The organism is Lysobacter sp. A421, from assembly GCF_054052145.1.
Genome location: NZ_JBSVRL010000002.1, coordinates 408,909 through 435,282 on the forward strand (window position 1 = coordinate 408,909; position 26,374 = coordinate 435,282).

The 26,374-nt window shown below is 66.4% G+C and carries 23 protein-coding genes; 13 read left to right on the forward strand and 10 right to left on the reverse strand.

The features are described from left to right. Positions 1-146: 146 nt before the first annotated feature. The 6 genes from ACW7G6_RS07270 to ACW7G6_RS07295 all read left to right on the forward strand — a co-directional run bounded on the left by ACW7G6_RS07270 (position 147) and on the right by ACW7G6_RS07295 (position 6,224). Positions 147-911, forward strand: coding sequence for an N-formylglutamate amidohydrolase (locus tag ACW7G6_RS07270; RefSeq protein WP_456997904.1), 765 nt, complete (start codon positions 147-149; stop codon positions 909-911). A 38-nt stretch (positions 912-949) separates the two neighbouring features. Further along, positions 950-2,122: a flavohemoglobin expression-modulating QEGLA motif protein gene (locus ACW7G6_RS07275; RefSeq protein WP_456978027.1), complete on the forward strand. Its 1,173-nt coding sequence runs from the start codon at positions 950-952 to the stop codon at positions 2,120-2,122. Further along, entirely contained in the window at positions 2,119-3,267 is a 1,149-nt protein-coding gene (locus ACW7G6_RS07280) for an ATP-grasp domain-containing protein (RefSeq protein ID WP_456978028.1), read from the forward strand. Before ACW7G6_RS07275 ends, ACW7G6_RS07280 begins: the two co-directional genes overlap by 4 nt. A gap of 99 nt (positions 3,268-3,366) precedes the next feature. Further along, complete coding sequence (ung, locus tag ACW7G6_RS07285) at positions 3,367-4,110, forward strand: uracil-DNA glycosylase (protein ID WP_456978029.1); 744 nt, start codon at positions 3,367-3,369, stop codon at positions 4,108-4,110. Positions 4,111-4,236: 126 nt separating this feature from the next. Further along, complete coding sequence (rpoH, locus tag ACW7G6_RS07290) at positions 4,237-5,115, forward strand: RNA polymerase sigma factor RpoH (RefSeq protein WP_456978030.1); 879 nt, start codon at positions 4,237-4,239, stop codon at positions 5,113-5,115. 326 nt (positions 5,116-5,441) lie between these two features. Continuing rightward, on the forward strand, positions 5,442-6,224 hold the full coding sequence (locus tag ACW7G6_RS07295) for an NYN domain-containing protein (RefSeq protein WP_456997905.1): 783 nt from the start codon (positions 5,442-5,444) through the stop codon (positions 6,222-6,224). On the opposite strand, the gene ACW7G6_RS07300 is transcribed toward ACW7G6_RS07295, so the two are convergent. Beyond that, positions 6,218-8,428, reverse strand: a complete 2,211-nt coding sequence (locus tag ACW7G6_RS07300; RefSeq protein ID WP_456978032.1) for a primosomal protein N' — start codon at positions 8,426-8,428, stop codon at positions 6,218-6,220. The two genes, ACW7G6_RS07295 and ACW7G6_RS07300, sit on opposite strands and share 7 nt — an antisense overlap. A 447-nt stretch (positions 8,429-8,875) precedes the next feature. Between ACW7G6_RS07300 and ACW7G6_RS07305 the strand changes: the two genes are divergently transcribed. Both ACW7G6_RS07305 and ACW7G6_RS07310 read left to right on the forward strand, forming a co-directional pair. Further along, on the forward strand, positions 8,876-9,895 hold the full coding sequence (locus ACW7G6_RS07305) for a hypothetical protein (protein WP_456978033.1): 1,020 nt from the start codon (positions 8,876-8,878) through the stop codon (positions 9,893-9,895). Further along, on the forward strand, positions 9,885-10,544 hold the full coding sequence (locus tag ACW7G6_RS07310) for a DUF3106 domain-containing protein (RefSeq protein ID WP_456978034.1): 660 nt from the start codon (positions 9,885-9,887) through the stop codon (positions 10,542-10,544). Before ACW7G6_RS07305 ends, ACW7G6_RS07310 begins: the two co-directional genes overlap by 11 nt. 19 nt (positions 10,545-10,563) lie before the next feature. Here the strand turns inward: ACW7G6_RS07310 and ACW7G6_RS07315 are convergent, their stop codons facing one another. Continuing rightward, positions 10,564-11,733, reverse strand: a complete 1,170-nt coding sequence (locus ACW7G6_RS07315) for a DUF3667 domain-containing protein (protein ID WP_456997906.1) — start codon at positions 11,731-11,733, stop codon at positions 10,564-10,566. Between the two features lie 118 nt (positions 11,734-11,851). Between ACW7G6_RS07315 and ACW7G6_RS07320 the strand changes: the two genes are divergently transcribed. Next, on the forward strand, positions 11,852-13,279 hold the full coding sequence (locus tag ACW7G6_RS07320) for an MATE family efflux transporter (RefSeq protein ID WP_456997907.1): 1,428 nt from the start codon (positions 11,852-11,854) through the stop codon (positions 13,277-13,279). A gap of 65 nt (positions 13,280-13,344) precedes the next feature. Continuing rightward, on the forward strand, positions 13,345-15,231 hold the full coding sequence (sppA, locus tag ACW7G6_RS07325) for a signal peptide peptidase SppA (RefSeq protein ID WP_456997908.1): 1,887 nt from the start codon (positions 13,345-13,347) through the stop codon (positions 15,229-15,231). A 14-nt stretch (positions 15,232-15,245) separates the two neighbouring features. Here the strand turns inward: sppA and ACW7G6_RS07330 are convergent, their stop codons facing one another. Beyond that, a complete protein-coding gene (locus tag ACW7G6_RS07330; protein WP_456978038.1) occupies positions 15,246-15,500 on the reverse strand; it encodes a hypothetical protein in 255 nt (84 codons plus the stop codon). A 126-nt stretch (positions 15,501-15,626) separates the two neighbouring features. Between ACW7G6_RS07330 and ACW7G6_RS07335 the strand changes: the two genes are divergently transcribed. Then, a complete protein-coding gene (locus tag ACW7G6_RS07335) occupies positions 15,627-16,406 on the forward strand; it encodes an SDR family oxidoreductase (RefSeq protein ID WP_456962606.1) in 780 nt (259 codons plus the stop codon). A gap of 37 nt (positions 16,407-16,443) precedes the next feature. On the opposite strand, the gene ACW7G6_RS07340 is transcribed toward ACW7G6_RS07335, so the two are convergent. After that, positions 16,444-16,923 carry a winged helix-turn-helix transcriptional regulator gene (locus tag ACW7G6_RS07340; protein WP_456978039.1) on the reverse strand — a complete coding sequence of 160 codons (480 nt, stop codon included), beginning with the start codon at positions 16,921-16,923 and terminating at the stop codon, positions 16,444-16,446. 147 nt (positions 16,924-17,070) lie between these two features. Here ACW7G6_RS07340 and ACW7G6_RS07345 point away from each other — a divergent pair, with 147 nt between their 5' ends. Further along, positions 17,071-18,363, forward strand: coding sequence for a D-amino acid dehydrogenase (locus ACW7G6_RS07345; RefSeq protein WP_456978040.1), 1,293 nt, complete (start codon positions 17,071-17,073; stop codon positions 18,361-18,363). Next, a complete protein-coding gene (gene alr / locus ACW7G6_RS07350; protein ID WP_456997909.1) occupies positions 18,363-19,523 on the forward strand; it encodes an alanine racemase in 1,161 nt (386 codons plus the stop codon). Before ACW7G6_RS07345 ends, alr begins: the two co-directional genes overlap by 1 nt. Positions 19,524-19,783: 260 nt before the next feature. Here the strand turns inward: alr and ACW7G6_RS07355 are convergent, their stop codons facing one another. From ACW7G6_RS07355 to dprA, 6 genes are all read right to left on the reverse strand, one after another. Then, the gene (locus ACW7G6_RS07355) at positions 19,784-20,458 is read right to left on the reverse strand and encodes a DUF4124 domain-containing protein (RefSeq protein ID WP_456978042.1); all 675 of its coding nucleotides are present in this window, start codon (positions 20,456-20,458) and stop codon (positions 19,784-19,786) included. Then, positions 20,458-21,231 carry a DUF4124 domain-containing protein gene (locus ACW7G6_RS07360; RefSeq protein ID WP_456978043.1) on the reverse strand — a complete coding sequence of 258 codons (774 nt, stop codon included), beginning with the start codon at positions 21,229-21,231 and terminating at the stop codon, positions 20,458-20,460. Before ACW7G6_RS07360 ends, ACW7G6_RS07355 begins: the two co-directional genes overlap by 1 nt. A gap of 49 nt (positions 21,232-21,280) precedes the next feature. Then, positions 21,281-21,844, reverse strand: a complete 564-nt coding sequence (locus ACW7G6_RS07365) for a Sua5/YciO/YrdC/YwlC family protein (protein ID WP_456978045.1) — start codon at positions 21,842-21,844, stop codon at positions 21,281-21,283. A 112-nt stretch (positions 21,845-21,956) separates the two neighbouring features. Next, positions 21,957-24,452, reverse strand: coding sequence for a DNA topoisomerase I (locus ACW7G6_RS07370; RefSeq protein WP_456997910.1), 2,496 nt, complete (start codon positions 24,450-24,452; stop codon positions 21,957-21,959). 149 nt (positions 24,453-24,601) lie between these two features. Further along, a complete protein-coding gene (locus ACW7G6_RS07375) occupies positions 24,602-25,090 on the reverse strand; it encodes a DUF494 family protein (protein WP_456962598.1) in 489 nt (162 codons plus the stop codon). A gap of 77 nt (positions 25,091-25,167) precedes the next feature. Next, positions 25,168-26,367, reverse strand: coding sequence for a DNA-processing protein DprA (dprA, locus tag ACW7G6_RS07380; RefSeq protein ID WP_456997911.1), 1,200 nt, complete (start codon positions 26,365-26,367; stop codon positions 25,168-25,170). Positions 26,368-26,374: the final 7 nt, after the last annotated feature.

Below are 26,374 nucleotides of genomic sequence, written 5' to 3' on the forward strand. Positions count from 1 at the left end.
TCATGCCGGCGATGTGAGCATGACTGCATGCACAAAGCCGATGCCGCACCGACCCGCTTCACTGAAGATCAGTTCAGCGAAATCGACTTCAGCGAAGACAAAAAGCTGCTCCTTGCCCAGCCCAGCCCAACCCGGACTGGGACGTCGTGCTGGGCCACGGCCCGGTAGTCGCCACCGCCATCCACGACGGCCACGCGATACGACCCTCGTTGCGCCCGCACCTGGCCGTCACCGATGACGAGCGACGCCGCGAGGAGGATCCGCTGACCGGTTTGTTGACCGCCGTCGGCGACGTGCGTATTCGGGTCGATGCATCGCGCTTCCAGGCCGACCTCAACCGCCCGCGCGAGAAGGCCATCTCGACCGATCCGGCGGATACCTGGGGTTTGCGCGTCTGGCGTGGCGAGCTGCCCGCCACCGAGCGCGACCAGTCATTGGCCGACTACGACGCCTTCTACGCCATGGCGGGTGAGTTGATCGAACGGTTGATCGAGCGCTGGGGCTGCGTGCTGTTGATCGATATCCACAGCTACAACCACCGGCGCGACGGGGCCGATGCCGCGCCGGCCCCGCAGCAGGACAATCCCGATATCGAGCTGGGCGTGACCACGCTTGACCCGGACCGCTGGGGCGAGGTCGCGCTGCGTTTTGCGCAGGCCTTGCGCGATACCCCGGTTGCGGGGTGCCATCCCGACGTGCGCGAGAACGTGCGCTTCCCGACCGGCGGGTATTTCCCGGAATGGGTGTATGCCACCTGGGGCGAACGGGTCTGCACGATCTCGCCGGAATACAAGAAAATCTACATGGACGAGTGGACCGGGCAGGTCGATATCGCGGCGCTGGAGGGCTTTCGCCGCGGCCTGCACAACGCCGTCGACGCAGTGCGCGGGCAGTTCACCGCATGCACGTGAATTCGCCCTCGCTCCCGACACCACCGACGCCGCGGCCGATGCGCCCGCTGCCGCCGATCGCCGCACGGGTCGACGTTGAACTGGCGCGCATGGACGGCGAAGTCGACTGGCTGTTGGCGCTGTCGCCCATCTGCAACGACCAGCTATGGAGCAGTTTCGAAGCCAGCGGATACACCGCGATCGAGCCGTTGCAGTACATCGACCTGGAGGTCGACCTGCACGCCGTCCGGGAGCGTTTGCGCGGGTTGCCGGTGGACGACATCGAGTCGCCGTTGTTGTCCGGCCTGCTGTCGGAGAAACAACGTGAACTGGAGCGGCAAATCGAGTTGGTGCGGCTGCGCGGTACCGATGGCTTCATCAACGCCAGCCTGGATTTGTTTGGTGGCGTGGATCCGCCGCTGCTGCAACTGGCCAATGAGATCCTGGCCCAGGTCCAGCCGGGCACCGGTCAACCGGCGGACGCCGGCATCGACGAGATAATGACCGCGGTGGAAGCGGAAGTGGACTGGTACCGCCAGCAGTCGCCGGATTTCCATTTCCAGGTGGTGGTCGATACCGATCTGAACTCGCTGATGATGGTCTCGCACGGCACGTTCTACGTTGACGGCGATATCCGCATCCCGCACGCGCGCGTGCAGCCGTTGATCCAGCACGAGATCGGCACCCACGTGGTGACCCGGCACAACGGCCACCGGCAACCGCTGCAGCAACTCGAGGTCGGGCTGGCGCATTACGATCCGCTGCAGGAGGGTCTGGGCGTATTGGCCGAGTACCTCGCCGGCTACCTGCCCGCCGAGCGGCTGCGCTCGCTGGCCGCGCGCGTGGTCGCGACCGAGATGGCGATCCACGGCGAGGACGTGCCGGCCATTTTCGACCTGTTGCACCGGACCCACGGGTTTCCCACCGAGGATGCCTTCGATGTCGCCGTTCGCGCGCGCCGCGGCGGCGGCCTGACCAAGGACGCGGTGTACCTCAGCGGTCTGCGCGACCTGATTGATTACCTGCACGCCGGCGGTGCGTTCGAGCCGTTGTTCATCGGCAAGTTCGCCCTGTCGCACCGGGTGGTGCTGGACCAGTTGCTGGAAGAGGGCTGGGCGAGCGCACCCGACCTGCTGCCGCGCTATTGCAGTTTCCCGGAAACCGAAGCGCGTCTGGCCCGATGCCGGACCCTTCCCGTTACCCAGTTATTCCACAAGGAACCCGCCACATGAGCAGCACCTCCAAGGCCGATCCAGGCGACAAGACCCCCACCGTGGCCGAGCCGGCCGCCAGCGCGGCGGCATCGCCGGAGCCCGTCCGGCCCGATCCGATCAAACTCGGCTTCGTCATCAACGACATGGCGACCGAAAAGAACAATTACACCACCATCCGGCTCGCGCGCACGGCGATCAATCGCGGCCATTCGGTGGCGCTGATCGGGCTGGGCGACTTCATCTACGATGCCAATGGCACCATTCGCGCGATTGCCCACATACCGCGCCATACGCAGTACAAGGACGACGACGAGCTGCTCGCCGACCTGCAGGACGAGGGCGCGGAAACCCAGCGCATCTCGGTGGAAGAACTCGACGTGCTGCTGCTGCGCAGCGACCCGGCGGACGAGGTGGTCGACCGGCCATGGGCGCCGAACAGCGGCTTGTTGTTCGCCCAGCTGGCCGCGCTGCGCCACGTGATCGTGCTCAACGACCCGACCCATCTGACCGATGCGTCCAACAAGACCTATTTCCAGCATTTCCCGGAGGAGGTGCGGCCGGTTACCTGCATCACCCTGGACGCCGACGAGATCAAGTCGTTCATCAAATCCCACGACGGCTACGGCGTCATCAAGCCGCTGCAGGGCTCGGGCGGGCAGAGCGTGTTCGTGGTGACCCCCGACAGCGACGCCAACCTCAACCAGATGATCGACGCGGTGACCCGCGACGGCTATGCCATCGTGCAGGAATACCTGCCCAAGGCGGTCGATGGTGACCTGCGCCTGTTGACCCTGAACGGACGGCCGTTGATGGTCGACGGCCATTACGCCTGCTTCCGCCGCTACAACGACAGCGGCGATGCGCGCAGCAACATCACCGCCGGCGGCAAGATCGAGATGGCCGTGCCCGATGCCGATGCGCTGCGCCTGGCCGAGATCGTCGGGCCCAAGCTGATGCGCGATGGCATGTACCTGGCCGGGCTGGATATCGTTGGTGACAAGATGATGGAGATCAACGTCGATACGCCCGGCGGCATCAACATGGCCGAGGAGTTGACCGGCGTCGACTTCAGCAGCCACATCATCGGCGACCTGGAGCGCAAGGTCCGGCTCCGCGACCAGTACAAGCGCACCTTGAGCAACACCGAGCTGGCGATGATGTGATCGCCCGGATGTAAACGCGCCCGGCTTTGTCGAGTCCGCCACTTTGCATTCCACGCGGCCATCGGGTCTGATCGTGCTCCGGCCCCGCACGTGATTCCGATGGCAGACGACGCACGCATCAAGCTCGAACCTTCCTGGCGCTCCCGCGTCGGCGACTACCTGTTGCGCGATGAGATGCAGGCGTTGTCCGCGTTTCTTCGTCAGCGCCATGCCGGAGGTGCCCGGATCTATCCGCCCGGCCGGGACATCTTTGCCGCCTTCGATGCCACGCCGTTCGATGCCGTCAAGGTCGTGATCCTCGGTCAGGATCCGTACCACGGGCCCGGTCAGGCGCACGGCTTGTGCTTCTCGGTGCGACCGGGGGTTCCGGTTCCGCCGTCGTTGCTGAACATCTACAAGGAGATCGAACGTGACGTCGGTGTCGCCCGTCCCGACCACGGCTGCCTGCTGCCATGGGCCCATCGTGGGGTGTTGTTGCTCAATGCGGTGCTGACGGTGGAAGCCGGCCGTGCGGGTTCGCATCAGGGCAAGGGCTGGGAAGGATTCACCGATCACGTCGTGGACACGCTCAACCGTGAACGTGAGGGTCTGGTATTCCTGTTGTGGGGCAGCTACGCGCAGAAGAAGGGCCAGATCATTGATCGCCAGCGGCACAAGGTCCTGAAGGCGCCACACCCGTCGCCGCTGTCGGCCCATCGCGGGTTTACCGGCTGCGGGCATTTTTCCGCCACCAACCAGTACCTGTCTCGACGCGGCCAGGCACCGGTCGACTGGTCGCTGCCAAGCACCGCGGCACTTGCCGGGACCGCTGCTGATGACCCCGATTCGGCCAGTGCGGTTTGATCGGGAACTCACGCCGCCGCTGGCAGTCTGTAGCTACGAGAATCTTGGCGACTGTCCCATGAACGGAACACTGCCGCCCAATCGATCCATTAGCACACACCCATATAGCCTGCTAAAATGCGCCCCATGACTGATATCGCCATTGCCAATCCTCTTGTATCCAACAGCTTGCCGGTTCCCAGTGCGCTGGGATCGCTGGATGCGTACATCGGTGCGGTCCACCGCATCCCCGTGCTCACCGTCGAGAACGAGCAGGCGCTCGCACGCCGCTTCCTCGGTGAGGAAGACCTCGGCGCCGCGCAGGAGCTGGTCCATTCGCATCTGCGCTTCGTGGTCCATGTGGCTCGCGGCTACAACGGTTACGGGTTGGCGCTGGGCGACCTGATCCAGGAAGGCAACATCGGCCTGATGAAGGCAGTCAAGCGTTTTGATCCCGACCAGGGCGTGCGCCTGGTCAGCTTTGCGGTGCACTGGATCCGCGCCGAGATGCACGAGTTCATCCTCAAGAACTGGCGCATCGTCAAGGTCGCCACCACCAAGGCGCAGCGCAAGCTGTTCTTCAACCTGCGACGCAGCAAGAAGCGCCTGGGCTGGATGAACGCCGAGGAGGTGCGGGTGGTTGCACGCGACCTCAACGTGTCCGAGCGTGAAGTGCTGGAGATGGAGTCGCGCCTGTCCGGCCGGGACATCGGCTTTGACGCGCCGGCCGCGGACGACGAAGAACGCGCCCCGCCATCGCCTGCCGCCTACCTGCGTACCCACGACGAGGACCCGTCGCAGATCTACGAGCGCGAGGACCAGGAAGACCACCAGGTGGGCCTGCTCCATGAAGGTCTGGCAAAACTCGACGAGCGCTCCCGCGATATCGTCGCCCGGCGCTGGCTTGGCAACGAGAACAAGGTGACCTTGCAGGAGCTGGCCGACGAGTACGGCGTATCCGCCGAACGGATCCGCCAGATCGAGGCCAACGCGATGAAGAAGATGCGCGCCTTGTTCGCCGCGTAGGAATGACCACGACATCGCAGTGATTCACAACGGCCCGGGAAACCGGGCCGTTTGCGTCTGGGTGGCAAGTTTAAAAAAAGCCGGGGCTCGTCCGCGTTTTTGCCTGTCATCCCCGCGAAGGACTCGTCATCCCCGCGAAGGCGGGGATCCATGGACTTTGATATTCAAGCACTCAATGCTCATGGTGTTGCACTTCGATATTGAGAATTCCCGGTAAGGACCGGATATCGGGCGGACTGTTCGAAGCTCCTGGTCGGAAGCACGGGCTGGCAATGATGACGGTGGTGATGCGCTAGGCTCGTCGCAAACCGCATGGAGCCTTACCGATGGCCGATACCGACAAGCGCATTGCCCTGCTGATCGACGCCGACAACGCGCCGGCCGCCAAGATCGACGTCATTCTGGCCGAGGTCGCCCGCTACGGCGTGGCCAACGTGCGGCGCGCCTATGGCGACTGGAAGAATCCGCATCTGAAAAGCTGGGAGGCCTGCCTGCACGAGTATGCGATCCGGCCGGTCCAGCAGTTCGCCTACAGTCGCGGCAAGAACGCCTCGGACATGGCGATGGTGATCGACGCGATGGACCTGCTGTACGCGCGCAACCTGGATGGTTTTGCGATTGTGTCCAGCGACGCCGACTTTACCCCGCTGGTGATGCGGCTGCTGACCGACGGGGTCAAGGTGTATGGCTTCGGCGAGAAGAAGACGCCCGACCCGTTCGTCAACGCGTGCTCCAAGTTCACCTACGTCGAAGCGCTGGGCCAGCGCGAGCAGGTCGGCGCGACCACCGCTACCCAGGCCAGCAGCGGTTCGGCGCTGCGCGGCGATGCGCGCCTGCTGCAGATGTTGCGTGGCGCGGTCGACTCGGCCAGCAGCGACGATGGCTGGTCACGACTGGGTGCGGTCGGCCAGCAGATCGGTAACCAGGCCTCGTTCGACTCGCGCAACTACGGCTATCGCAAGCTCAGCGACCTGATCGAGGCGACCGGCGTTTTCGAGGTGCGGCGTGACGAGCAGACCGTGCTGGTGCGGGAGAAGCCGGCGCGTACCGCCGCCAAGAAGGCCTCGGCGCGAAAGAAGGCGGCGCCGGCAACACGGGCTGATCAGTAAAGATCGACCGGGTCGACGTCCAGCGACCAGCGCACCTTGCGCGCTTCCGGCATCGCGTGGATGGCCGGCAATGCGGCATCAAGGGCGGCGTGCAGGCTCCGGCGTCCGGGTGACGACAGCAACAGCTGGCTGCGCTGGTAGCCGGCGCGACGCGGCATCGGGGCCGGCAACGGGCCGCTGAGTTCCAGGGTTGCGTCCGCTTGGGCTTCAATGGCCAAGCGCGCCGATTGCAGAAACTTATCGGCCAACTCGACCCGCTTGGCTTCCGCCCGCAACATGGCCAGATGGGTGAACGGCGGCAAGCCTGCGGCTTCACGCTGTCCCAGTTCTGCGCAGGCGAACGCGCCATAGCCGCCGCTCAGTAGCGTGGCCAGCAAGGGGTGCTCGGGATGGTGGGTCTGCAGTACGACCTGGCCGGGCTTGTCGGCACGTCCGGCGCGACCGGCGACCTGGATCAGCAACTGCGCGAGTTTCTCCGGCGCGCGGAAATCCGCACTGAACAACCCCTCGTCGATGCCGACCACGGCCACCAACGTCAGGTTCGGCAGGTCGTGGCCCTTGGCCAGCATCTGGGTGCCGATCAGGATGCCGGGATGGTTGCCGAACTGCGCCAGATGTTGTTCCAGGGCGTCCCGGCGGCGGGTGGTACCGCGGTCGATTCGCAGCACCGGCAGGTCGCTGAACCGCTCGCGTAGCGCCTCTTCAATCCGTTCGGTGCCCGCGCCTTGCGATTGCAGCGCCAGCCCGCCGCAGTCCGGGCAGGCATTGGGGGCCGGCCGACGCGCGCCGCAGTGGTGGCATTGCAGTCGCCTGCCGGAAGCATGCACGGTCATCGGCGTGCCCTGGGTCGGCGTGCTGCAGCGCTGGCATTGCGCGCTCCAGCCGCAGTCGTGGCACAGCAGCACCGGTGCGTAACCGCGGCGGTTTTTGAACACCAGTACCTGGCCGTCGGCGGCCAGTGCCTGCGCGACCGATTCCAGCAGTTCCGGCGACAGTCCCGCCTGCAGCGGCCGCTTTCGCACGTCCAGCACCCGCACCCGGGGCGGCCGGGCATTGCCGGCGCGCTGGTGCAGCCGCAGGTGGGTGTGGCGGCCGGTTTGCGCGTTGTGCAGCGATTCCAGCGACGGGGTGGCACTGCCCAGTACGATCGGCACGCCCAGCGCCTTGGCCCGCACCAGCGCGAAGTCGCGCGCGTGGTAGCGGATCCCGTCAAGCTGCTTGAAGCTGCTGTCGTGCTCCTCGTCGAGGATGATGATGCCGGCCTCGGGCAGCGGCAGGAACACCGCCGAGCGCGTGCCGAGGATGACCCGCGCCTCGCCGCGCAGACAGGCGGTCCAGGTGCGCGCGCGCTCGCCATCGGACAAACCCGAGTGCAACAGGTGCACCGGTACCCCGAGGCGGGTGCGAAAGCGGCCGAGCAGCTGCGGGGTCAGTCCGATCTCGGGTACCAGCACCAGTGCCTGACGGCCGCGCGCGAGGCAGTCGGCGATCGCGTGCAGGTAGACCTCGGTCTTGCCGCTACCGGTGACCCCGTCCAGCAGGAAGGGTGCGAACTCGTCACGACCGGCCAGCAGCGCGTCCACTGCGAGCTGTTGCTCGGCGTTCAAGGTCGGCCCGGCGGCTGGATGGGCCAGTTGTTGCGATGGCGCGATGGCGATCCGCTCGGCCAGCCCGCGTTTGGCCAGCGAGCGCGCGGCGCTGCGCCAGTCCGTGATTGGCAGGTCGAGTGCATCCTCGGGCACCGCACCCGCTTGCAGCCGCTCGGCCAGTTGTCGGGGTCGTCCGGCGCGCATCCCGTCCAGCGCAGTCTGGCCGGCCGGGGTCAGTTGCCACGCCCACGCATGGGTGTCGGGCAGCGGCTCGCCATGGCGCAGTGGCCCCGGCAGCGCCGTGGCGAATACCTCGCCCAGCGGCGCGTGCGCATAGCGGGCCAGCCAGCGTAGCGAGGCCAGCAATTCACCGCTGAATAGCGGCGCGGGATCGAGAACTGCCAGCACCGGCTTCAGGGCCGGTGCGCCGGGCTCGGCGTCGGTGCCCAGCGCCGCCACCACGCCGATCCGTTCGCGTGGGCCAAAGGGCACCCGCACGCGGCTGCCGACACTGGCAGGCGTGCCTGAATCGGGCGCCAGATAGTCGAACAGTCGCGGCAATGGCAGCGGCAGTGCGACGCGTACGACGTGCGGAACGGGCGGGTGGGCAGGCATCACCCCAGTCTAGCGGTCGGCCCCAATTCACCGGAGTCAAGGGTGGGTGAAGTTGCAGGCCATTGTTGCCTGAACCGTGACGAAGTGTGCGCAAGCTCCCGTTTTTGAAGGGGTTTGTCTTTATCCACATTAGCTGTGGATAACTCTGTGGATGGGACCTCGGCAATATTGCGTGATCGCGACGGCACAAGCCCTTCAGCTGAGTTGATGAAAAAAGCGCCAAACCAGATAAACCCATGGAAATCATAAGGTTGTCCGTGAAACATCGCTGAAATATGGCATCGATAAAACTGAACAGAGCGTTTATGTCAAAACGATGACCGCTGTGCACAACCGTTTTCGGTTGCAGCCCGCATCCCGCTTCGTTCGTGGCGCTTTGGGGGGTTTGTCAAGCCGTCCCGTGCCGCCAGCGGCTGGTTATGATGACGCCATGCCGAAGTTGTCCCGATGACCAACCCCCAACCCGACAATCCGCGACTCACCGGGCGCACCCCAGCGTCGCCCGCGTTGGCGGCGTTCCTGCGTGGCGTGGAGCGGCGGGGGGCGGTACTGGCGGAACTGCAATGTGGCGATGCGGATACTGGCGACATTGCACTCGGCGCGACGATGGCAAAGTTTCGGCTCCAGGCCGGTGAATGGGCCATGGGCGAGTGGCCGTGGCGCTTCTGGGCGCTGCTGTTGGCGGAGCCGGGGTTACACACACGGGACCAGGTTCCGGCGGCGATCGAGCTGGAAGCGACCGACCGTCTGGCGGCGATGGGCAGTGGTCCCCGCGCGGCGCTGCTGTTGCGGCTGGCCGCCGGGCTGGGGGAAGCCGATGCCGCCGCGGTGTTTGCGATCAGCGAAGCGACCTATCGCCTCGCCTTGCAGCGGGCACTGCCGCATCACGCCGACGGCCGTGCCGACCCGCGGGCCTGGCAGCGCCTGCGGGAGCAGACCCACCGCCGGATCAAGACCCTTCCGCCGGAGCGACTGGCGAGGCTGGGCCAGATGCGTGAATCAGCATTGCGCGGCGATGCCGCGGCCGGACCGGACACCGCCGGCGGACCGGTGTGGGGTAGCGTTGGGGCGCCGACAGCTCGACCGCGGTGGTTGATGCCGGTGTTGTGGAGCGCACTGGCGCTGTGCGCGCTGGCGTTGGCGGTCACGTTCTGGGAACCAGCCCGCACCGCGCTGGAAGGGCCACCCGCAGGCTCGGTGTGGAAACGGACGTTGCCGGCACAGTCGCCGGCCTCTCGCTACGATGCCGATGCGGGCCTGGTGGCTCACCGCGATTTCGAGTTGTTGGCCGATCCCGACGGCGAGGTCCAGGCACAGCGACTCGGCTTCCATTCGTGGCTGGCCGCGCGCGGTGTCAGCACGTCGTTGCCGGGCGCCGAGGCCGGCCTCAGCCGGAAAACATCGGCCAACGGTAATGTCTCGCCGCCCGACATCGACAGCACAGGGGAGACCGCTGATGAACCGTAGTGGCCGCTGGTCGCGCTTGGCTGCAGGACTGCTGGCACTGCTCGCGACTGCGACTGCCAGCGGCACCGCGCAGGACCGTCCGCCAGTACTGGACGACTTTGCAAACGTCTTGCCGCAGCTACAGCCCGAGGCACGCGCCCGGCTGCAGCGCCATGCCGGGCAATGGGCCGGTTGGAGCGAAGCACGGCGAGAACAATTCCGGCAGAGTGCGGCGCAATGGGAGGCGTTGTCCCCGGCCGAACGTGACGCGCGCCGCGAGCGTCATGCGGCCTGGCAGGCGATGCCGGCCAGTGAACGCCGGCAGGTAGCGGCCGCCGCTGCGGCGTATGCGACGCTGCCGGCGGACCAGCAGCAGGCGTTGCGGAGCGAGTTCGACGCGCTTGACCGCAGTGAACGCCGCGGCTGGATGCTGGGCCCGGCCCTGGGCGCCGACTATTCCGCGTTGCAGCCGCTGCTGGCACAGGTGCCCGAGGCCGAACACAAGGCATTGTTGGCGGTACTGCGGCAGTTGACGCCGGTCCAGCGCCGCGACCTGGCGGTACTGGTCCAGCGTACGCCGCCGCAGGAGCGCGCCCGCGTGCGAAGCGAGCTGGTATCCACCGCCGCGAGCAATCGCGACGACTGGTTGTGGGACCGGCTGCACCGCTGAGCGGCCGCCGACGCGTCGCTCATGCGTGCGCCAATTGGGCGAGAAACATCAGCATCGTCGCGGCCATCAACAGCACGAAATAGATCAGGCCGATGACGACGTATTTGACCAGCGTCATCCACCAGCCTTGCTGGTAAACCCGCTTCTGCATGAGCAACAGGTAGATCGGCATCCATACCACCACGGCGGCGAACAGCACGCCCAGCGCGACCCCCAGCCAACTCGCCAGTGGCGCCAGCCAGGAGTTCAGCGACGACAGGACGAAGGTCAGCGTCAGCGCGATCAACAAGAACACATGGCTGTACAGCGCGACCACCAGGTGCTCCATGTACAGCCGCCGCTTGAACAGATAAGCCAGCTTCAACATCAACGCGAACACCGGCACCAGCAGGAACAGCGCGGACGGTGCTGCCGACATCAGTACTTGCAACCACACGTCCAGGGTGGCTCCGTCCATCGATTGCATGTTGGTTTCGATGTTGCCGATCTTGCCGTTGAGCCAACGGTTGGCGAAGTCCGGCCACCAGCCGATCACGAACGGATTGGTCTGCGCGTCCCATTCACCGCTGTGGCCGAACAGATTGATCTGCACACGCTTGGGTTTGGATTCCGCGGTTTCGGGTATGCCGACCAACGCCTGCGCAGCATCGTCCACGGGCGCACCGGTCAGTTCGACCACCCGGTTTGCCGCCGCCGCGCGCACCCGCACTTCGGCGGTCACCAGCAGGGTGTCCACGCCGATAGCCTGGCCGGCCTGCTCACGGGCCTGCTCGATGTCGGCGACCAGTTGGTCGCGGATGCGCTCGACCGCCGCGGCGCTGGTTGCCGCGTCGATTGCCGCGACGCCCTCCGTCGTTGTCGTGCTTTCGTCGATATGCACCGTCGCCGCGCCGATGAAGAAGGCCAGCACACTGAGGACCACGAACAGCCGCAGCGGCGCGATGTAGCGCTGGCGGTGCCCGGCGAGGTAGTTGATGGCCACCCGGCCCGGCGACATCAGGTCGCGCAAGGTGCGGAACACCCGGCCGTCGAGGTGCCAGAACGCCTCGAAGAATTCTTCCACGGCGTGTCCGGCGTGGCGGATCGGGTTGTGCGACGACTGCCCGCACTGATGGCAGAACTCGCCCTGCAGTGTCGCGCTGCAGTTTTCACAGTGACTGGCGTCGTGATGGGTCGCGGATTTGCTCATGGCGGGCGTTGTTCACGGGTCGTCATAGGTGAGCCGGTAAGATAGCGTCCCGTCGCGACCCGGCGCCAGCGCCCGACACCGGTTCGGGGCGCGGCTGCAGTTGCGCCCCGGCTTTCCCATGTCGTCCTCCCCACATCCCAGCGTTGCGACCCCGGTCGCCGCTTCGCCGTCGCCGCGACTATCCGCAGAGATCCGCCGCACCGGGATTCTGGCCGCCCCGCTGGTGCTCGGCCATCTGGCCACCGGCCTGATCGGCTTTGTCGACGCCGTCATCGCCGGTCACCATGGCACTGACACGTTGGCGGCGGTATCGGTGGGCACCGCGTTGTTCTGGCTGCCGATGATGGTGCCGATGGGCACCTTGATGTCGCTGCCGCCATCGATCTCGCAGCTGGATGGTCGCGGACGTCGGGATGAGATCGGTGCGTTGTTCCGGCAGGCGCTGTGGCTGTCGCTGGGCCTGGGTCTGGTGTTGCTCGGTTTCCTCAGCGTGGTCGGCATGGCGTTGGAGCCGATGGGGATCGCCCCGGGCATTCGCGAAGGCGCGCGTGAGTTCCTAGGCGGGATCCGCTGGGGGGTGCCGGCGCTGACCTTCTATCTGTGCATGCGTTATCTGTGCGACGGGCTGCACTGGACCCTGCCGACCATGCTGTTCGGCTTCGGCGGGCTGCTGGTGCTGGTGCCGTTGGGGTATGTGCTGGCCTACGGCATGTTCGGCTTGCCCGAGCGGGGTGCGGCGGGGCTGGGAATCGCGTCGGCAATCATGATGTGGATCCAGGCGATTTCCTTCTTGCTGTATCTGCGCCGGTCCAGGCGGTTTGCCGGGTTGCGCCTGTTCGCGCGCTTCGACGCGCCGCAATGGCCGGCGATCCGCGGGTTGCTGGGCACCGGCCTGCCGATTGGGGTGACGGTGGCGATGGAGGGCGGCCTGTTCGTCGTCACCGCGCTGTTGATCGGACGGTTGGGCGAGGTGCCCGCGGCCGCGCACCAGATCGCGATCAACGTCGCCAGCCTGTGCTTCATGATTCCGCTGGGGCTGGCGGAGGCGACCACGGTGCGGGTCGGGCATGCACTGGGTCGCGGCGACCTCGACGGGGTACGTCGGGCGGCGTGGGCCGGCTACGCGATCGTGATGGGGACCCAGGCGATGTCCGGGTTGACGCTGCTGCTGGGCCATGACCTCGTGGTTGGCTTCTACACCGCCGATGCGGCGGTCGCCTCGGCGGCGGCGGTCTTGTTGTTGTATGCCGCCGCGTTCCAGTTGCCCGACGGCATCCAGGTCATCTCCGCAGGCGCGTTGCGTGGCCTGCGTGACACCCGGGTGCCGATGCTGATGGTGGCGTTCTCGTACTGGGCGGTGGGCATGCCGCTGGGCGGGGTGTTGGGGCTGGGCTGGGGCGGTCTCACCCCGGCGTGGGGGCCCCGTGGCATGTGGGTCGGCCTGATCGCCGGCTTGCTGGTCGCCTCGGTGTTGCTGGGGCTGCGATTGCTGTATTCGAGCCGGCCGGCGCGGCTGCGCCAACTGCTGGCATCGCCGCGGAAATGACCAATGATGGATGAATCGATGCCGCCGTACAGGTACGCTGCGCGCATCATCTTGGAGTGTCTGCAATGAACCAGGTTTCCCGTCGCGGCCCCATCGCCCGTTTTTTTGTCGGTCTGTGGGATGCGATGAACTTCACCCGCCGGCTGATCTTCAACCTGGTGTTCTTCGCCCTGTTGTTCCTGATACTGGCCGCGATCAGCGCCGGCGACCGTACCGAGCCATTGCTTGAGCGCACCACGTTGGTAATTGCGCCCGAGGGCACCCTGGTCGAGCAGTACAGTGTCGACCCCGCAACCCGTGCCTTTACCAAGGCGCTGGGGGCGAAAGGCGGTGAGGTGCAGCTGCGCGATGTGGTGCGTGCGCTGGATGAAGCCCGCGACGACAAACGCATCGAGCGCGTGGCGCTGCGGCTGGATCAACTGGCGGGTGGCGGCATGGCGTCGCGCCGCGCAGTTGCCGATGCGGTGGCCCGGGTCCGCGACAGCGGCAAACAAGTGGTCGCTTTTTCCGATTCGATGAGCCAGCAGCAGTACCTGATCGCCGCGCAGGCCGACGAGGTCTACCTGGACCCGATGGGTGGGCTGATCCTGGAAGGCCTGGGCCGCTATCGCCAGTACTACCGCGAAGGTCTGGAAGACAAGCTCGGCGTGGACGTGCACCTGTTCAAGGTGGGCGAGTACAAGTCGGCCGCCGAACCCTTTGTGCTGGATGCCGCATCGCCGGAGTCCAAGGAAGCCGACCTGTACTGGATGAACGACCTGTGGCAGCGCTACCTGGCCGACATCGGCACCGCCCGCGGGATCGCGCCGGCGCAGATGGCGACCGACATCGCCCAGCTCCCGGCCGGCATTGCCGCAGTGCACGGTGACCTGGCCCAGTACGCGTTGCAGCACAAGCTGGTTGACGGCTTGAAAACCCGCGAGCAGGTGGCCGACTTGCTGGTCGAGCGGGGCGTGGCCGATGAGGACGCCAGCGGCGGCTTCCGCCAGGTCTCGATGGACGGTTACCTGGCCCATCTGGACACCTCCTTGAAGGCGGTTGCCGATGTGCGGCCGCAGGTCGCGGTGGTGGTGGCTGCGGGGTCGATCACCGGTGGCGAACAACCGCCGGGCAAGATTGGTGGCGAGTCCACCTCCGCACTGTTGCACCATGCTCGCGACGACGAGAACGTCAAGGCGGTGGTACTGCGGGTGAACTCACCCGGCGGCGAGGTGTTCGCCTCCGAGCAGATCCGTCGTGAAGTGGTCGCCCTGCAGGCGTCCGGCAAGCCGGTGGTGGTGTCGATGGGCGACCTGGCGGCATCGGGCGGTTACTGGATATCCATGAATGCCGATCGGATCTATGCCGATGCCTCCACCATCAGCGGCTCGATCGGGATCTTCGGCATGATCCCGACCATCCCGCGCGCGCTCGACAAGATCGGCGTGCACACCGACGGTGTCGGCACCACCGCGTTTGCCGGTGCATTCGACATCACCCGCACGCTGGATCCGGCAGTCGGCGGGGTGATCCAGTCCGTGATCGAGAAGGGCTACCGCGACTTCATCGGCAAGGTCGCCAAGGCCCGCGGCAAGTCGGTCGACCAGGTCGACGAGATTGCCCGCGGCCGGGTCTGGAGCGGCGCGCAGGCCAAGGCGCGCGGACTGGTGGATGAGTTGGGCGGCCTGCAGCCGGCGATCGTCGATGCCGCCACCCGCGCCAAACTGGGCGAGGGCGATTACGCGGTGCACTACGTCGAAAAGGCCGCCACTCCGTTCGAGCAGTGGTTCAGCGGATTTGCCGGCAGCCGGGTCGGTGCGTACTGGCTGAGCGAGTCGGACCTGGTCCGAGGGATGATGGCCATGGCGTTGCCCAATAGCCAGGCCGACCTGGAGTTGCTTGGCGATGCCATGACACCGACCGCCGGCGTGCCGGTGAAGTCGCTGGCGTATTGCTTCTGCCGCCTGGACTAGCTGGGTAAGTCCGGCTAACCGCCGGCCTTCTCGATCGCGGCTCGCTGCGCGTCGGCCGCCTTCTGGGTGGCCTCCTCCACCGCGCGCGCCTTGTCCAGAGGCGCGTGGATGGCGTCATGCAGTTGGGTGTGCTCGGCCTGCGGCTCCGGCGGGCGCTCGGTGTCCGGGACGTCGGGCCGGTTGCATGCCGCCATTGCCAGCACGAGCGTGAACAACGCCACGCAGGAAACAAGGTTGAAAGCAGGTTTCAGAACCGGTGTCGGTGACATGAGCAGGCATCCTGATGGTGACCGACGCTATGCTAACGCGGTCGCGCAGGCGCGACCTGTCGCCGCAATGGCACGTGCCGGGTGGCATGCGCCCGGCGACACACGATGACGAACACAGGAGCAGGCATGGACCCCAAGCGTTGGCGACTGGACGGGCAGCTGGCACTGGTCACTGGCGGCAGCGCCGGCATCGGCCGCGCAATCGCGCGCGAGTTGCTGGGATTTGGTGCCGACGTGCTGCTCGCCGCGCGCAACAGCGCCGGCCTGGAAGATGCCCGGGCCGAATTGCTGGAGGACTTCCCGGAGCGCGATATCCAGGTATTTGCCGCCGATGTCGGCATCGAAGAAGAACGTCGCGCCCTGCTCGACTGGGTCGAGGACCAGGGTGATGGCGGCCTGCATATCCTGGTCAACAACGCGGGCGCCAACGTCAGCAAACCGGCCGGCGAGTACGCCGAGGACGAGTGGCGCGAGATCTTCGAGGTGAACGTATTCGCCGCCTTCGAGCTGTCCCGCTACCTGCACCCGTTGCTGACCCACCACGCCGCATCGAGCATCGTCAATGTCGGCAGCGTGTCCGGCCTGACCCACGTACGCACCGGCGCACCGTACGGCATGAGCAAGGCGGCGATGCACCAGATGACCCGCAACCTGGCCGTCGAGTGGGCCGAGGACGGCATCCGCGTCAACGCCGTCGCCCCGTGGTACATCCGCACCCGTCGCACCTCCGGCGCACTGGCCGATCCGGACTACCTGGACGAAGTCCTGCTGCGCACCCCGATCGGCCGCATCGGCGAGCCCGAAGAAGTCGCCGCGGCAGTCGCCTTCCTGTGCCTGCCAGCGGCCAGTTACGTCACCGGCGAATGCATCGCCGTGGACGGCGGGTTCCTGCGTTACGGGTTTTGAGCTGGCGTGCGGGGCGATTTCAATCACGTTTTGGTGATCAGTTCCCCAACGGCAAACTCAGCGTCTCCTTGACCTCCTCCATCACGATGTAGCTCTTTGAGTCGCGCACGTTGGGCATCGTCAGCAGGGTGTTGCCGAGCAGCTTGCGGTACGACGCCATCTCCGAGATGCGCGCCTTGATCAGGTAGTCGAAGTCGCCCGAGACCAGGTGGCACTCCAGCACATGGGGCAGGCGCAGGGCGGCGGCGCGGAACTCCTCGAAGATGTCGCCGGACTTGTAGGCCAGGCTGATCTCGACGTAGACCAGCAGCCCGGCGCCCAGCTGGTGTGGGTCCAGGCGGGCGTGGTAGCCGGTGATGACGCCGTCGCGCTCCAGTCGGCGCACCCGCTCGGTGCACGGAGTGGTGGACAGGCCGACGCGCTCCCCCAGCTCGGTGAACGAGATCCGCCCCTCCTGCTGCAGGATGCGCAGGATATTGCGGTCGATTTTATCTATGCCGCGGTTTTTACCGGCCATGAAAGTTCCAAAAATCGCCTGTATTGCAGTGATTTTGCCTGAGAATGGCGGGAAATACAGGGGGAAAGATTTGGCGATCATTCCTATACTCGCTGTCACTGATGTCCGGCGAATCATTCGCCGGGAAACCACCGGAAGGCGCGTGCGATGCGGGTATTGGTATTGGGCAGTGGTGTGATCGGCGTGTGCAGCGCGTGGTATCTCGCGCAGGCCGGCTTCGAGGTGACCGTGGTCGACCGTCAGCCGGCGCCGGCTCAGGAGACCAGCTTCGCCAATGCCGGTCAGGTGTCGCCGGGGTACGCCGCGCCGTGGGCGGCACCCGGGGTGCCGTTGAAGGCGTTGAAGTGGTTGTTCTCGCGTCACGCGCCGCTGGCGATCAAGCCCGGCCTGGACCCGAACCAGTACCTGTGGCTGCTGCAGATGCTGCGCAACTGCACGATCGATCGCTATGGGGTCAACAAGTCGCGGATGGTGCGCTTGTCGGAGTACAGCCGCGACTGCCTGGACGAGTTGCGTCACGAGACCGGCATGGATTACGAGGGGCGGCAACTGGGCACCGTGCAGCTGTTCCGGACCCAGCGGCAGTTGGATGACGCCGCCAAGGACATCGCGGTGCTGAAGCAATATGGGGTGCCGTACGAGTTGCTGGACCGTGACGGGATCGTCGCGGTGGAGCCGGCGTTGGCGGGCGTGACCGACAAGCTCACCGGTGCGTTGCGGCTGCCGCATGACGAGACCGGCGACTGTGAATTGTTCACCCGGCTGCTGGCGCAGCGTGCGCAGGCGGCCGGGGTCGAGTTCCGTTTCGGGGCGACCGTCGACCGGCTGCTGGCCGATGGCGGTCGCGTCACCGGGGTGAGCATCGACGGCCAGATCGAGCGCGCCGACCGCTATGTGCTCGCGCTGGGCAGCTACAGTCCGCAGTTGCTGGCGCCGCTGGGGATCAAGCTGCCGGTGTATCCGTTGAAGGGGTACTCGCTGACCTTGCCAATCACCGATGCGGCGATGGCGCCGACCTCGACCATCCTCGACGAGAGCTACAAGGTCGCGGTCACCCGTTTCGACCAGCGCATCCGGGTCGGCGGCATGGCCGAGGTCGCCGGTTTCGACCTGTCGCTGAATCCGCGCCGCCAGGCGACCCTGGAAAAGGTGGTCAACGACCTCTACCCGCACGGCGGCGACCTTGCCCGGGCGGAGTTCTGGACCGGCCTACGTCCGGCCACGCCGGATGGCACCCCGGTGATTGGCGCGACCGGTCTGGACAACCTCTATCTCAACACCGGCCACGGCACGCTGGGCTGGACGATGGCGTGTGGTTCGGGCCGCTACCTGGCGGACCTGATGGGCGGCCAGACGCCCCTGATCAGTGGCGAAGGGCTGGATATTTCGCGCTACGGCGGCCGTGCGCGCGGTTCGTCGTCGCTGGCAGGCCGCGCCTGATGCGCCCCGCTCAAGCGCTCATCGACCTGGACGCATTACGCCACAACTATCGGCTGGCGCGGGAGCTGGGCGGGCACAAGGCATTGGCGGTGGTCAAGGCCGATGCTTACGGTCATGGCGCGGTTCGCTGCGCCCGCGCATTGGAGGCCGAGGCCGATGGCTTCGCGGTGGCCTGCATCGAGGAAGCACTGGAGCTGCGCGAGGCCGGCATCCGCGCCCCAATCCTGTTGCTGGAAGGTTTCTTTGAAGCCGATGAGTTGGTGCTGATCGACCGTCACCAGCTGTGGTGCGTAGTGCAGTCCGAATGGCAGGTCGAGGCGATCGAGCGTGCGCGGCCGGCGCGGCCATTCAAGGTCTGGCTGAAGCTGGATTCGGGCATGCACCGGCTCGGCCTTTCAGCGTCGGCGTACCTGGACTGCCTGCGGCGGTTGCAAGCATTGCCGCAGGTGGCTGAGGTCGTCGCCATGACCCATTTTGCGCGCGCCGATGAACTCGGCAATGTGCGTACTGCCGAGCAGGTGGCGCTGTTTGAACAAGTCCTTGAGCAGGCGCGAACCGGTGTCGGTCCCGGGGCCGCGCCGGTCGATGCGTCATTGATGGCGGACGAGGGCAACGGAACCCGGCTCGATCTTCCTCGGGCCTTGGCCACCAGTGTGGAAAATTCGGCGGCGCTGCTGGGCTGGCCCGGCGTGGACGGCGAGTGGGGCCGTCCGGGATTGATGTTGTACGGGGCCAGTCCGTTCGATCAGCCGCATCCGGTCGCGGAGCGCCTGCAGCCGGTGATGACGGTCCAGTCGCAGGTGATCGGGGTGCGCGAACTGGCGGCGGGCGAGCCGGTCGGCTACGGCGCGAAGTTCGTCACCCGGCGGCCGAGCCGCGTGGGTGTGGTGGCCATGGGCTATGCCGATGGTTATCCGCAGTTCGCACCCAATGGCACCCCGGTGGCGATCGATGGTCAACCCGGTGAGGTGATCGGGCGGGTATCGATGGACATGCTGACAGTGGACCTCACCGACCATCCGGCGGCAGGCCTGGGCAGCCAGGTCGAGCTGTGGGGCAAGCAGGTGCGTGCGGCCGACCTGGCGCGCCATTGCAGCACCAGCGCCTATCAGTTGCTGTGTGGGTTGAAACGGGTGCCACGTCGTTACCTAGGCGACTGAAAGGCGCTCCAACTGCCCGAACAATCCGGCTTTTACTCGCCATTCCAGTGAAGGCAGAGATCCATTTTTGCTCGCCATCCCCGCGACGGCAGGGATCCGTTTTTTGCTCGTCATCCCCGCGAAGGCGGGGATCCATGGACTTTGATGTTCACGCGCTTAACGTCCCTGGACTCCCGCCTTCGCGGGAGTGACGGCAATGGTTCCGGCACTTCCTGGCGAGTGGGAGTGACGGCGATGGTCAGGCACTCCGGCGAGCGCGCTTATCGGCGGCAGGTGCTGGCATCCACGATCGCGCCGATCCGCTCGACTTCCGCGCGCGTGCCCGCCGGGTCCGGTGCGCGACCGAACTGCAACATCGCCTCGGTGTCATTGAGGTACTTGCGCCATTGCTCGCACAGCTGGTCCTCGGCGACCGGCTCGCAGTGGTCACGCTTGATCTCGCACGCGACCCCGGCGCCGGCCGCCGGATCCCCGCCCAGTCCGGTGGTTTCCAGCGGCGCGCAACGCTCGGCCGGGACGGCGTTGTCGGTCAGCAGGATCTGGCGGTCCCAACTGCGGCAGGAAAACAGCGGTGGCGGTGGCAGCAAGTCGGCCGGCGACGGGTTGGAACCGGTGTCCAGGGCGGGCTCATCGGGATTGCCGGGTTCGCCGGCCGCAGTGGCCGCGTCCGCCGTAGCGATCTGGCCAGCGGCCGGATCAGTGATCGGCAGTAACGGCACCAACGGACCCACCGGACCCACCGCGACTGGTGGTGCCGGTGTCGGCCGCTCGGTTTCAATCACCCGGCGTTGCTGCTGGCTGCCCTTGGCGCACGGGATGTCGTTTTGCACGCTGACGGCGCCAGTGGCGTCGGTACAGCGGTAGATGACCACCGAATCCTGTGCGGCGGCGGCACCGGCCAGCAGGCCCAGCAGCAATAACAGCGCCGCGCGCATCAGCCGGACCTGCAGTCGTTGACCAGGCGCGCATCGATCTGGCGCTGCTCGGCATCGATCTGGCGGCGCTCACTCTGCATTGCGCTGTTGTAGCGTCGGCCGAGCTCCCAGCGCCGGTCCCGCAAGTGGTTGCACACCTGATCTTGTGGCAGCCGGTGACACTGGTCGCTGATCCAGCTGCCCGGCGATAGGCCAAGTCCGGCCATCGGCGGGCGCACTGGCAAGCCGGGGGCACTCCGCGAGGGTTCTGGCGTTGGCCTGCCGACGCTGTCGAACTTGAAGCGACTGACCTGACGTTCGCTGGGAGCCGGCCGGTGCGCTGGGACGGCAGGAGGGTAGCCAGGTCGTCCGACCCGACCGGACCGTGGATAGACCGGGTAGCCCAATGTCCACAGCGGTACCCAGCGCGGATTGCCGGCGGGGTTGTCGCTGGTGTAGCGCTCGCCTTCGTGCGTGACGCATTGGTAAACCGGCTGCGGCGGCTGGATCACGATCACCTGCGGCGATGCCTGCACGGCGGTTGAGGTGGCGGGCGTCGGGATGGTCGTCGTCGCTGCGTCGGCAGCCGGCCGGGGCGGTGGGTCCCGGGGTCGCACCATGTCGACGCGTTGCTGTTGTTGTCCGTTCGCGCACGGGGTGTCGCGCAGGCTCAGTCGTCCTTGCCCATCGGTGCAGCGGTAGATGGTGATCCCGTCGTTGCCCGAAGCCGGGGCCGCACTTGCAAGCGTCAGGGCGACAATGCCGAACAACGAGGGCCAGATGGGTCGATGCATGGCGCCATCTTGCCCGCTCCGCGATGAACGCGAAAGCGACGCCGGGGCGTCAATCGCGCAAGGTGGTGCCGCTGCGTGCGTCGCGGATCGTGGTCGGTGCGTTGCGACCGCCGGTGGTGCCTTGCACGAGTGCATCGACCTCGTCCAGCAGCGCCGGGTCCAGGGTGTCGCGCTGGAGCGCCGGTGGCCGACCCGCGAGGTTGGCGCTGGTCGATACCAGCGGACCGCCGAACGCGGCACACAGCGCAACCACGGTGGGGTGCGCGCTGACCCGGACGGCGACACCGGCGTGACTGCCGGTGATCCAGCCGGGCACCTGCGAGGTTGCCGGCACGATCCAGGTATCGGGGCCCGGCCAGCTGCGCAATACCGGCTCGCGGCAGCCGGCCGGCAGGGCTTTCCAGTCGAGCAGCCCGTCCAGCTGCTCCGTGGATCCGGCGATCAGGATCAGGCCCTTGTCGACGGCGCGTTGCTTGATACGGAGCAGCCGAGTGACCGCGTCGCCATCGAAGGGATCGCAACCCAGGCCCCAGACCGCCTCGGTCGGGTAGATGATGATGCCGCCCCGGCGCAGGGCGGCGACCGCGGTGGAAACGTCGGGGGACGGAGACATGCGGGAAGCATAGCGCTACGCGCGGTGAAGCAAGGCGCGAACGCGTCGGCGGCCGGCAGTTCCCGGGCAGCGCGACTCACGTCGCTGCTGCACCCGGGTGTTGCCGATGGGGTCAGCTGGCTGCGCTGACCGCCTTCTTCACGACCTTCTTGGCGACGGTTTTCTTGCTTGCCTTTTTCACCGTCTTCTTTGCGGCCTTCTTTGCGACTTTTTTCACGGCTTTCTTGGCCGGGGCCTTTTTCACGACTTTTTTCGCCGCCGCCTTCTTCGCGACTTTTTTGGCCGGCGCCTTCTTGCCGAAGCCCTTTCGCATCGGCTTTCCGGTCTCCTCCATCAGCTTGATCACTTCTTCCAGCGTCAGTGAAGCCGGCTCGCGATCCTTGGGGATCTTGCCGTTGAGCTTGCCGTCGCTCAGGTACGGGCCGTAGCGGCCGTTCAGGACCTGGATGTCGCTGCCGTCGAACTGCTTGATGATCCGGTTGCGCGCGATCTCTTCCTTCTCCTCGATCAGGAAGATCGCCCGAGCCAGCTCGACCTTGTACGGGTCGTCCTCCTTGGGCAGCGAGGCATAGACGCTGCCGCGCTTGGCAAACGGGCCGAAGCGGCCGATACCGACACTGACTTCCTCGCCGTTGGACTCACCCAGCAGGCGCGGCATCTTGAACAGCTCCAGCGCGTCTTCAAGGCCGATCGTATGCATGCTCTGGCCAGGTCGCAGCGAGGCGAACTTCGGTTTGTCCTCGGCGTCCTCGGCGGTGCTGCCGATCGCCGCATAAGGCCCGTAGCGACCCAGCCGGACGCTGACCGGCTTGCCGGTCTTGGGATCGGTGCCCAATTCGCGCGCGCCGGTGGCCTGGTTGCGGTCGACCGATTCCATCTTCTCGTCGACCATTTCCTTGAACGGCGTCCAGAACCGCTCCATCAACGGCACCCACTCCTCCTCGCCGCGCGACACCGCATCGAGTTCGTCCTCGAGCTTGGCGGTGAAGTCGTAGTCGACGTACTGGGTGAAATGGCCGGACAGGAAGTTGCTGACCGCACGGCCAACATCGGTCGGCCGGAAGCGGCGGCTTTCCAGCTCGACGTACTTGCGATACAGCAAGGTGGCGATGATCGAGGCGTACGTCGACGGCCGGCCGATCCCGTATTCCTCCAGGGTCTTGACCAGCGAGGCTTCGGAGAACCGCGGCGGTGGCTCGGTGAAATGCTGGTTGGCCTGGATGGCCTGGACCGGAATCCGGTCGCCGGTCTTCATGGCCGGCAACTTGCGGCCCTCATCGTCGGCATCGGTGGCCTTGGCGTCCTTGCCTTCCTCGTAGACGGCCAGGAACCCCGGGTTGACCACGGTAGTGCCCGAGACCCGGAAGCTGTGCTCGCTGCCGGCAGCCAGGTCGACCGAGACCGTATTGAGGATCGCCGGGATCATCTGGCTGGACACTGCGCGTTTCCAGATCAGCTCGTACAAACGGCGTGCGTCGTCTTCCAGGAAGCTGGCCATCTGCGCCGGTGTGCGCAGCGCGGACGTCGGCCGTATCGCCTCATGGGCTTCCTGTGCGTTCTTGGCCTTGGACTTGTAGACGTTGGGCTGGTCGGGCACCGCGCCGGTGCCGTAGTCGCGCGCGATCACGTCGCGGATCTCCGCGACCGCCTCGATCGACAGGTTGACCGAGTCGGTACGCATGTAGCTGATCAGCCCGACGGTGCCTTCCTCGCCACCCAGCGCCACGCCCTCGTAGAGCTTCTGGGCGACCTGCATGGTGCGCTTGGTGGTGAAGCCCAGCTTGCGCGCGGCCTCCTGCTGCAGGGTGGAGGTGGTGAACGGTGCGGTCGGGCGGCGCTTGCGCTCCTTGCTGGTGACATCGGTGACCTGCAGCGCGCTGCCGGCGGCGCTGGTGATGCGCTGGCGGGCGGCTTCGGCGGTGTCGCCATCGGTGATGGTGAATTGCTCGAACTTCTTGCCGTCCAGCTTGGTCAGCCGGGCGCTGAAAGCCTGGCTGGGGTGTTGGCAATCGGCCTGGATCGACCAGTATTCCCGGGCCTTGAAGGCCTCGATCTCCAGCTCGCGCTCCACGATCATCCGCAACGCGGGTGACTGCACGCGACCGGCAGACAGGCCGCGCTGGACCTTGCGCCACAACACCGGCGACAGGTTGAAACCGACCAGATAGTCCAGCGCCCGGCGCGCCTGCTGCGCATCGACCAGGTCGGCGGCGATATCGCGCGGGTGTGCCATCGCCTCGCTGATCGCGCGCGGCGTGATCTCGGTGAATACCACCCGCTTGAGCAGCTTGTCCTCCAGCAAACCGCGCTCGCGCAGGATCTCGGCGATATGCCAGCTGATCGCCTCACCCTCGCGATCCGGATCGGTTGCCAGATAAACCGCTTCGGCTTTTTTGGCCGCCTTGGCAATCGCCTCGACGTGCTTCTCGTTGCGCTCGATCAGGTCATAGCGCATCGCGAAGCCGGCGGCGGGATCGACCGCGCCTTCCTTCGGCACCAGATCGCGCACGTGGCCATAAGAGGCCAGGACGATGAAGTCCTTGCCGAGGTACTTGTTGATCGTCTTGGCCTTGGCGGGCGACTCGACGATAAGGAGGTTCTTGGCCATTGCGGCACAGCCTTGTGGTCAGTGGCGGAGACGCGTCGTGGAGCTGACGCGGAAGAAAGACGTACTACAACAACGCCCGTGAACTGGCCGCGGACACGAGAAAATCGCTTTCCAGTGGAATCATGCCGCGGACGCCGCTGTCAAGTATTTCAGTGCACGGGCTCGGGCTCTTCCTCGAACATCTGGGTTTCCATCCAGGCGTAAGCCGCTTCGCTGCCGGGCTGGTTGAACAGCACCATCAGCACCACCCATTTGAGGTCGTCCAGGTCGATCTCGTGCTGGTCCAGCGCCATCGCCCGGTCGACCACCAGCTCTCGCTGGCCGGCGTCGAGGATCCGGTGCTGCTCCAGGAACAACAGGAACCCGCGGCAGTCGGTATCCAGGCGGTCCAGCTCGGGGCCGGCGTAGACGCGGGTGGGGCCGTCGGCGCGCAGCGGGCTGGCTGCGGGTCGTTGGCTGGCCAGCGCATCAAGCCACTCGAACGCCTTGTTGATCTCGGCAGGACTGAAGCCGGCCTGGCCCAACTCTTCGAACAGAGGGCCGCTTTGCAGGTTTTCACGGTCGCGAACCAGATCCGCGTCTTCGGTGAAGTAGTGTTCAAACAGGTACAGCAGGACGTCCAGGATGCTTTCTTTCATTTCCCCTCGGCCTGCGCCGCTGTTGGCGCGGTGGGTCAGGAGTTGTTGGGACCGCCGGGCGCGTCCGGAGGACGGTTTCAGCGGCTGCGGTAGTACCGGCCGTGCTGCGTGACCACGCGACCCTCTAGCTCCATCGGCAGGAGCATGGATGACAGCTGCGCAGCCGTCAAACCGGTGCGCTCTACCAGTTGGTCCATGTCACAGGGATCGTGGCCCAGCGCTTGCCACAGTTCTTGCTGTTCGGCGCCAATGGCAGGGGCGGCGAGGATGGGATCGGTCTCGGTGGTGGCTTGACTCCCTGACGTGGGGGCGGACAACCGCTGGCGCAAGTCGTCGGCCAGATCACCGGCCGCCACTGCCACCAGGTCGATGACCTCTTGTGGGCGTTCCACCAGGCAGGCGCCGTCGCGGATCAGGCGATGGCAGCCACGGGCCAGCGGATTGTGGATCGAGCCGGGCAACGCCATCACCTCGCGGCCGTACTCACCGGCCAGGCGCGCGGTGATCAGCGCCCCGGAGCGATGGGCGGCTTCAATCACCAGGGTGCCGAGGCTCAGTCCGGCGAGGATCCGGTTGCGGCTGGGGAAGTGCTCCTTGCGCGGACCGGTTCCGGGAAGATGCTCGCTGATGACAGCGCCATCGGTGGCGATACGGGCACGAAGAGCGACGTTGCTGCGCGGGTAGGCAACGTCGGCACCCGTGCCCAGCACCGCCAACGTGACCCCTCCGACCGCCAACACGGCATGGTGGGCGGCGGTGTCGATCCCAGCCGCCATGCCACTGGCCACCGCCAGGCCCGCAGCGGCGAAGCGGCGACCAAACTCGGCGGCATTGTCGCGTCCGCCCGGCGTGGGTGAGCGGCTGCCGACCAGCGCGATCCCCGGCCGCCACAGCAGGCTGGGGTCGCCATCGATGAACAGCACCAAAGGCGGGCTCGGAATGTTTCGCAGCAAGGGCGGATAGTCGGGGTCATCCCAGCCCAGCAGGTGATGCCCGGGCTCGGCAAGCCAGGCGCGGGCGCGCTCGAGGGTTGCCGGTGCGGGGCCACGTAGCGCGGTGACTTGGGCGGTGTTCAGCCCGCAGGCCCGCCACAGCGGCGCGCCTGCGTCCAGCGCACGGGCAGGCGGGACTTGTTCAACCAGGCGCCGGCGCGGCTCGCACGGCCCGCCGCAGGCGACCAGCCGCAGCAGGGCTTCGCTACGTGCTGGACTGGTTGGATTGGCGCTGCCTGGATCGGCGCGACTGATGCTGAAGGGGTCGGGTTGGCTGGCATGCATCGGTCCA

Excerpts from the sequence above, each read along its gene's own strand:
- ACW7G6_RS07320 (WP_456997907.1), top strand. The coding sequence starts at position 11,852 with ATGTCGTCCTCCCCACATCCCAGCGTTGCGACCCCGGTCGCCGCTTCG.
- ung (WP_456978029.1), top strand. The coding sequence starts at position 3,367 with ATGGCAGACGACGCACGCATCAAGCTCGAACCTTCCTGGCGCTCCCGC.
- ACW7G6_RS07300 (WP_456978032.1), bottom strand. The coding sequence starts at position 8,428 with ATGCCTGCCCACCCGCCCGTTCCGCACGTCGTACGCGTCGCACTGCCG.
- ACW7G6_RS07345 (WP_456978040.1), top strand. The coding sequence starts at position 17,071 with ATGCGGGTATTGGTATTGGGCAGTGGTGTGATCGGCGTGTGCAGCGCG.
- ACW7G6_RS07310 (WP_456978034.1), top strand. The coding sequence starts at position 9,885 with ATGAACCGTAGTGGCCGCTGGTCGCGCTTGGCTGCAGGACTGCTGGCA.
- ACW7G6_RS07375 (WP_456962598.1), bottom strand. The coding sequence starts at position 25,090 with ATGAAAGAAAGCATCCTGGACGTCCTGCTGTACCTGTTTGAACACTAC.
- alr (WP_456997909.1), top strand. The coding sequence starts at position 18,363 with ATGCGCCCCGCTCAAGCGCTCATCGACCTGGACGCATTACGCCACAAC.
- ACW7G6_RS07305 (WP_456978033.1), top strand. The coding sequence starts at position 8,876 with ATGACCAACCCCCAACCCGACAATCCGCGACTCACCGGGCGCACCCCA.
- ACW7G6_RS07275 (WP_456978027.1), top strand. The coding sequence starts at position 950 with ATGCGCCCGCTGCCGCCGATCGCCGCACGGGTCGACGTTGAACTGGCG.
- ACW7G6_RS07360 (WP_456978043.1), bottom strand. The coding sequence starts at position 21,231 with ATGCATCGACCCATCTGGCCCTCGTTGTTCGGCATTGTCGCCCTGACG.
- sppA (WP_456997908.1), top strand. The coding sequence starts at position 13,345 with ATGAACCAGGTTTCCCGTCGCGGCCCCATCGCCCGTTTTTTTGTCGGT.
- ACW7G6_RS07365 (WP_456978045.1), bottom strand. The coding sequence starts at position 21,844 with ATGTCTCCGTCCCCCGACGTTTCCACCGCGGTCGCCGCCCTGCGCCGG.
- ACW7G6_RS07370 (WP_456997910.1), bottom strand. The coding sequence starts at position 24,452 with ATGGCCAAGAACCTCCTTATCGTCGAGTCGCCCGCCAAGGCCAAGACG.
- ACW7G6_RS07315 (WP_456997906.1), bottom strand. The coding sequence starts at position 11,733 with ATGAGCAAATCCGCGACCCATCACGACGCCAGTCACTGTGAAAACTGC.
- ACW7G6_RS07280 (WP_456978028.1), top strand. The coding sequence starts at position 2,119 with ATGAGCAGCACCTCCAAGGCCGATCCAGGCGACAAGACCCCCACCGTG.
- ACW7G6_RS07330 (WP_456978038.1), bottom strand. The coding sequence starts at position 15,500 with ATGTCACCGACACCGGTTCTGAAACCTGCTTTCAACCTTGTTTCCTGC.
- ACW7G6_RS07335 (WP_456962606.1), top strand. The coding sequence starts at position 15,627 with ATGGACCCCAAGCGTTGGCGACTGGACGGGCAGCTGGCACTGGTCACT.
- ACW7G6_RS07340 (WP_456978039.1), bottom strand. The coding sequence starts at position 16,923 with ATGGCCGGTAAAAACCGCGGCATAGATAAAATCGACCGCAATATCCTG.
- ACW7G6_RS07355 (WP_456978042.1), bottom strand. The coding sequence starts at position 20,458 with ATGCGCGCGGCGCTGTTATTGCTGCTGGGCCTGCTGGCCGGTGCCGCC.
- ACW7G6_RS07295 (WP_456997905.1), top strand. The coding sequence starts at position 5,442 with ATGGCCGATACCGACAAGCGCATTGCCCTGCTGATCGACGCCGACAAC.
- rpoH (WP_456978030.1), top strand. The coding sequence starts at position 4,237 with ATGACTGATATCGCCATTGCCAATCCTCTTGTATCCAACAGCTTGCCG.
- dprA (WP_456997911.1), bottom strand. The coding sequence starts at position 26,367 with ATGCATGCCAGCCAACCCGACCCCTTCAGCATCAGTCGCGCCGATCCA.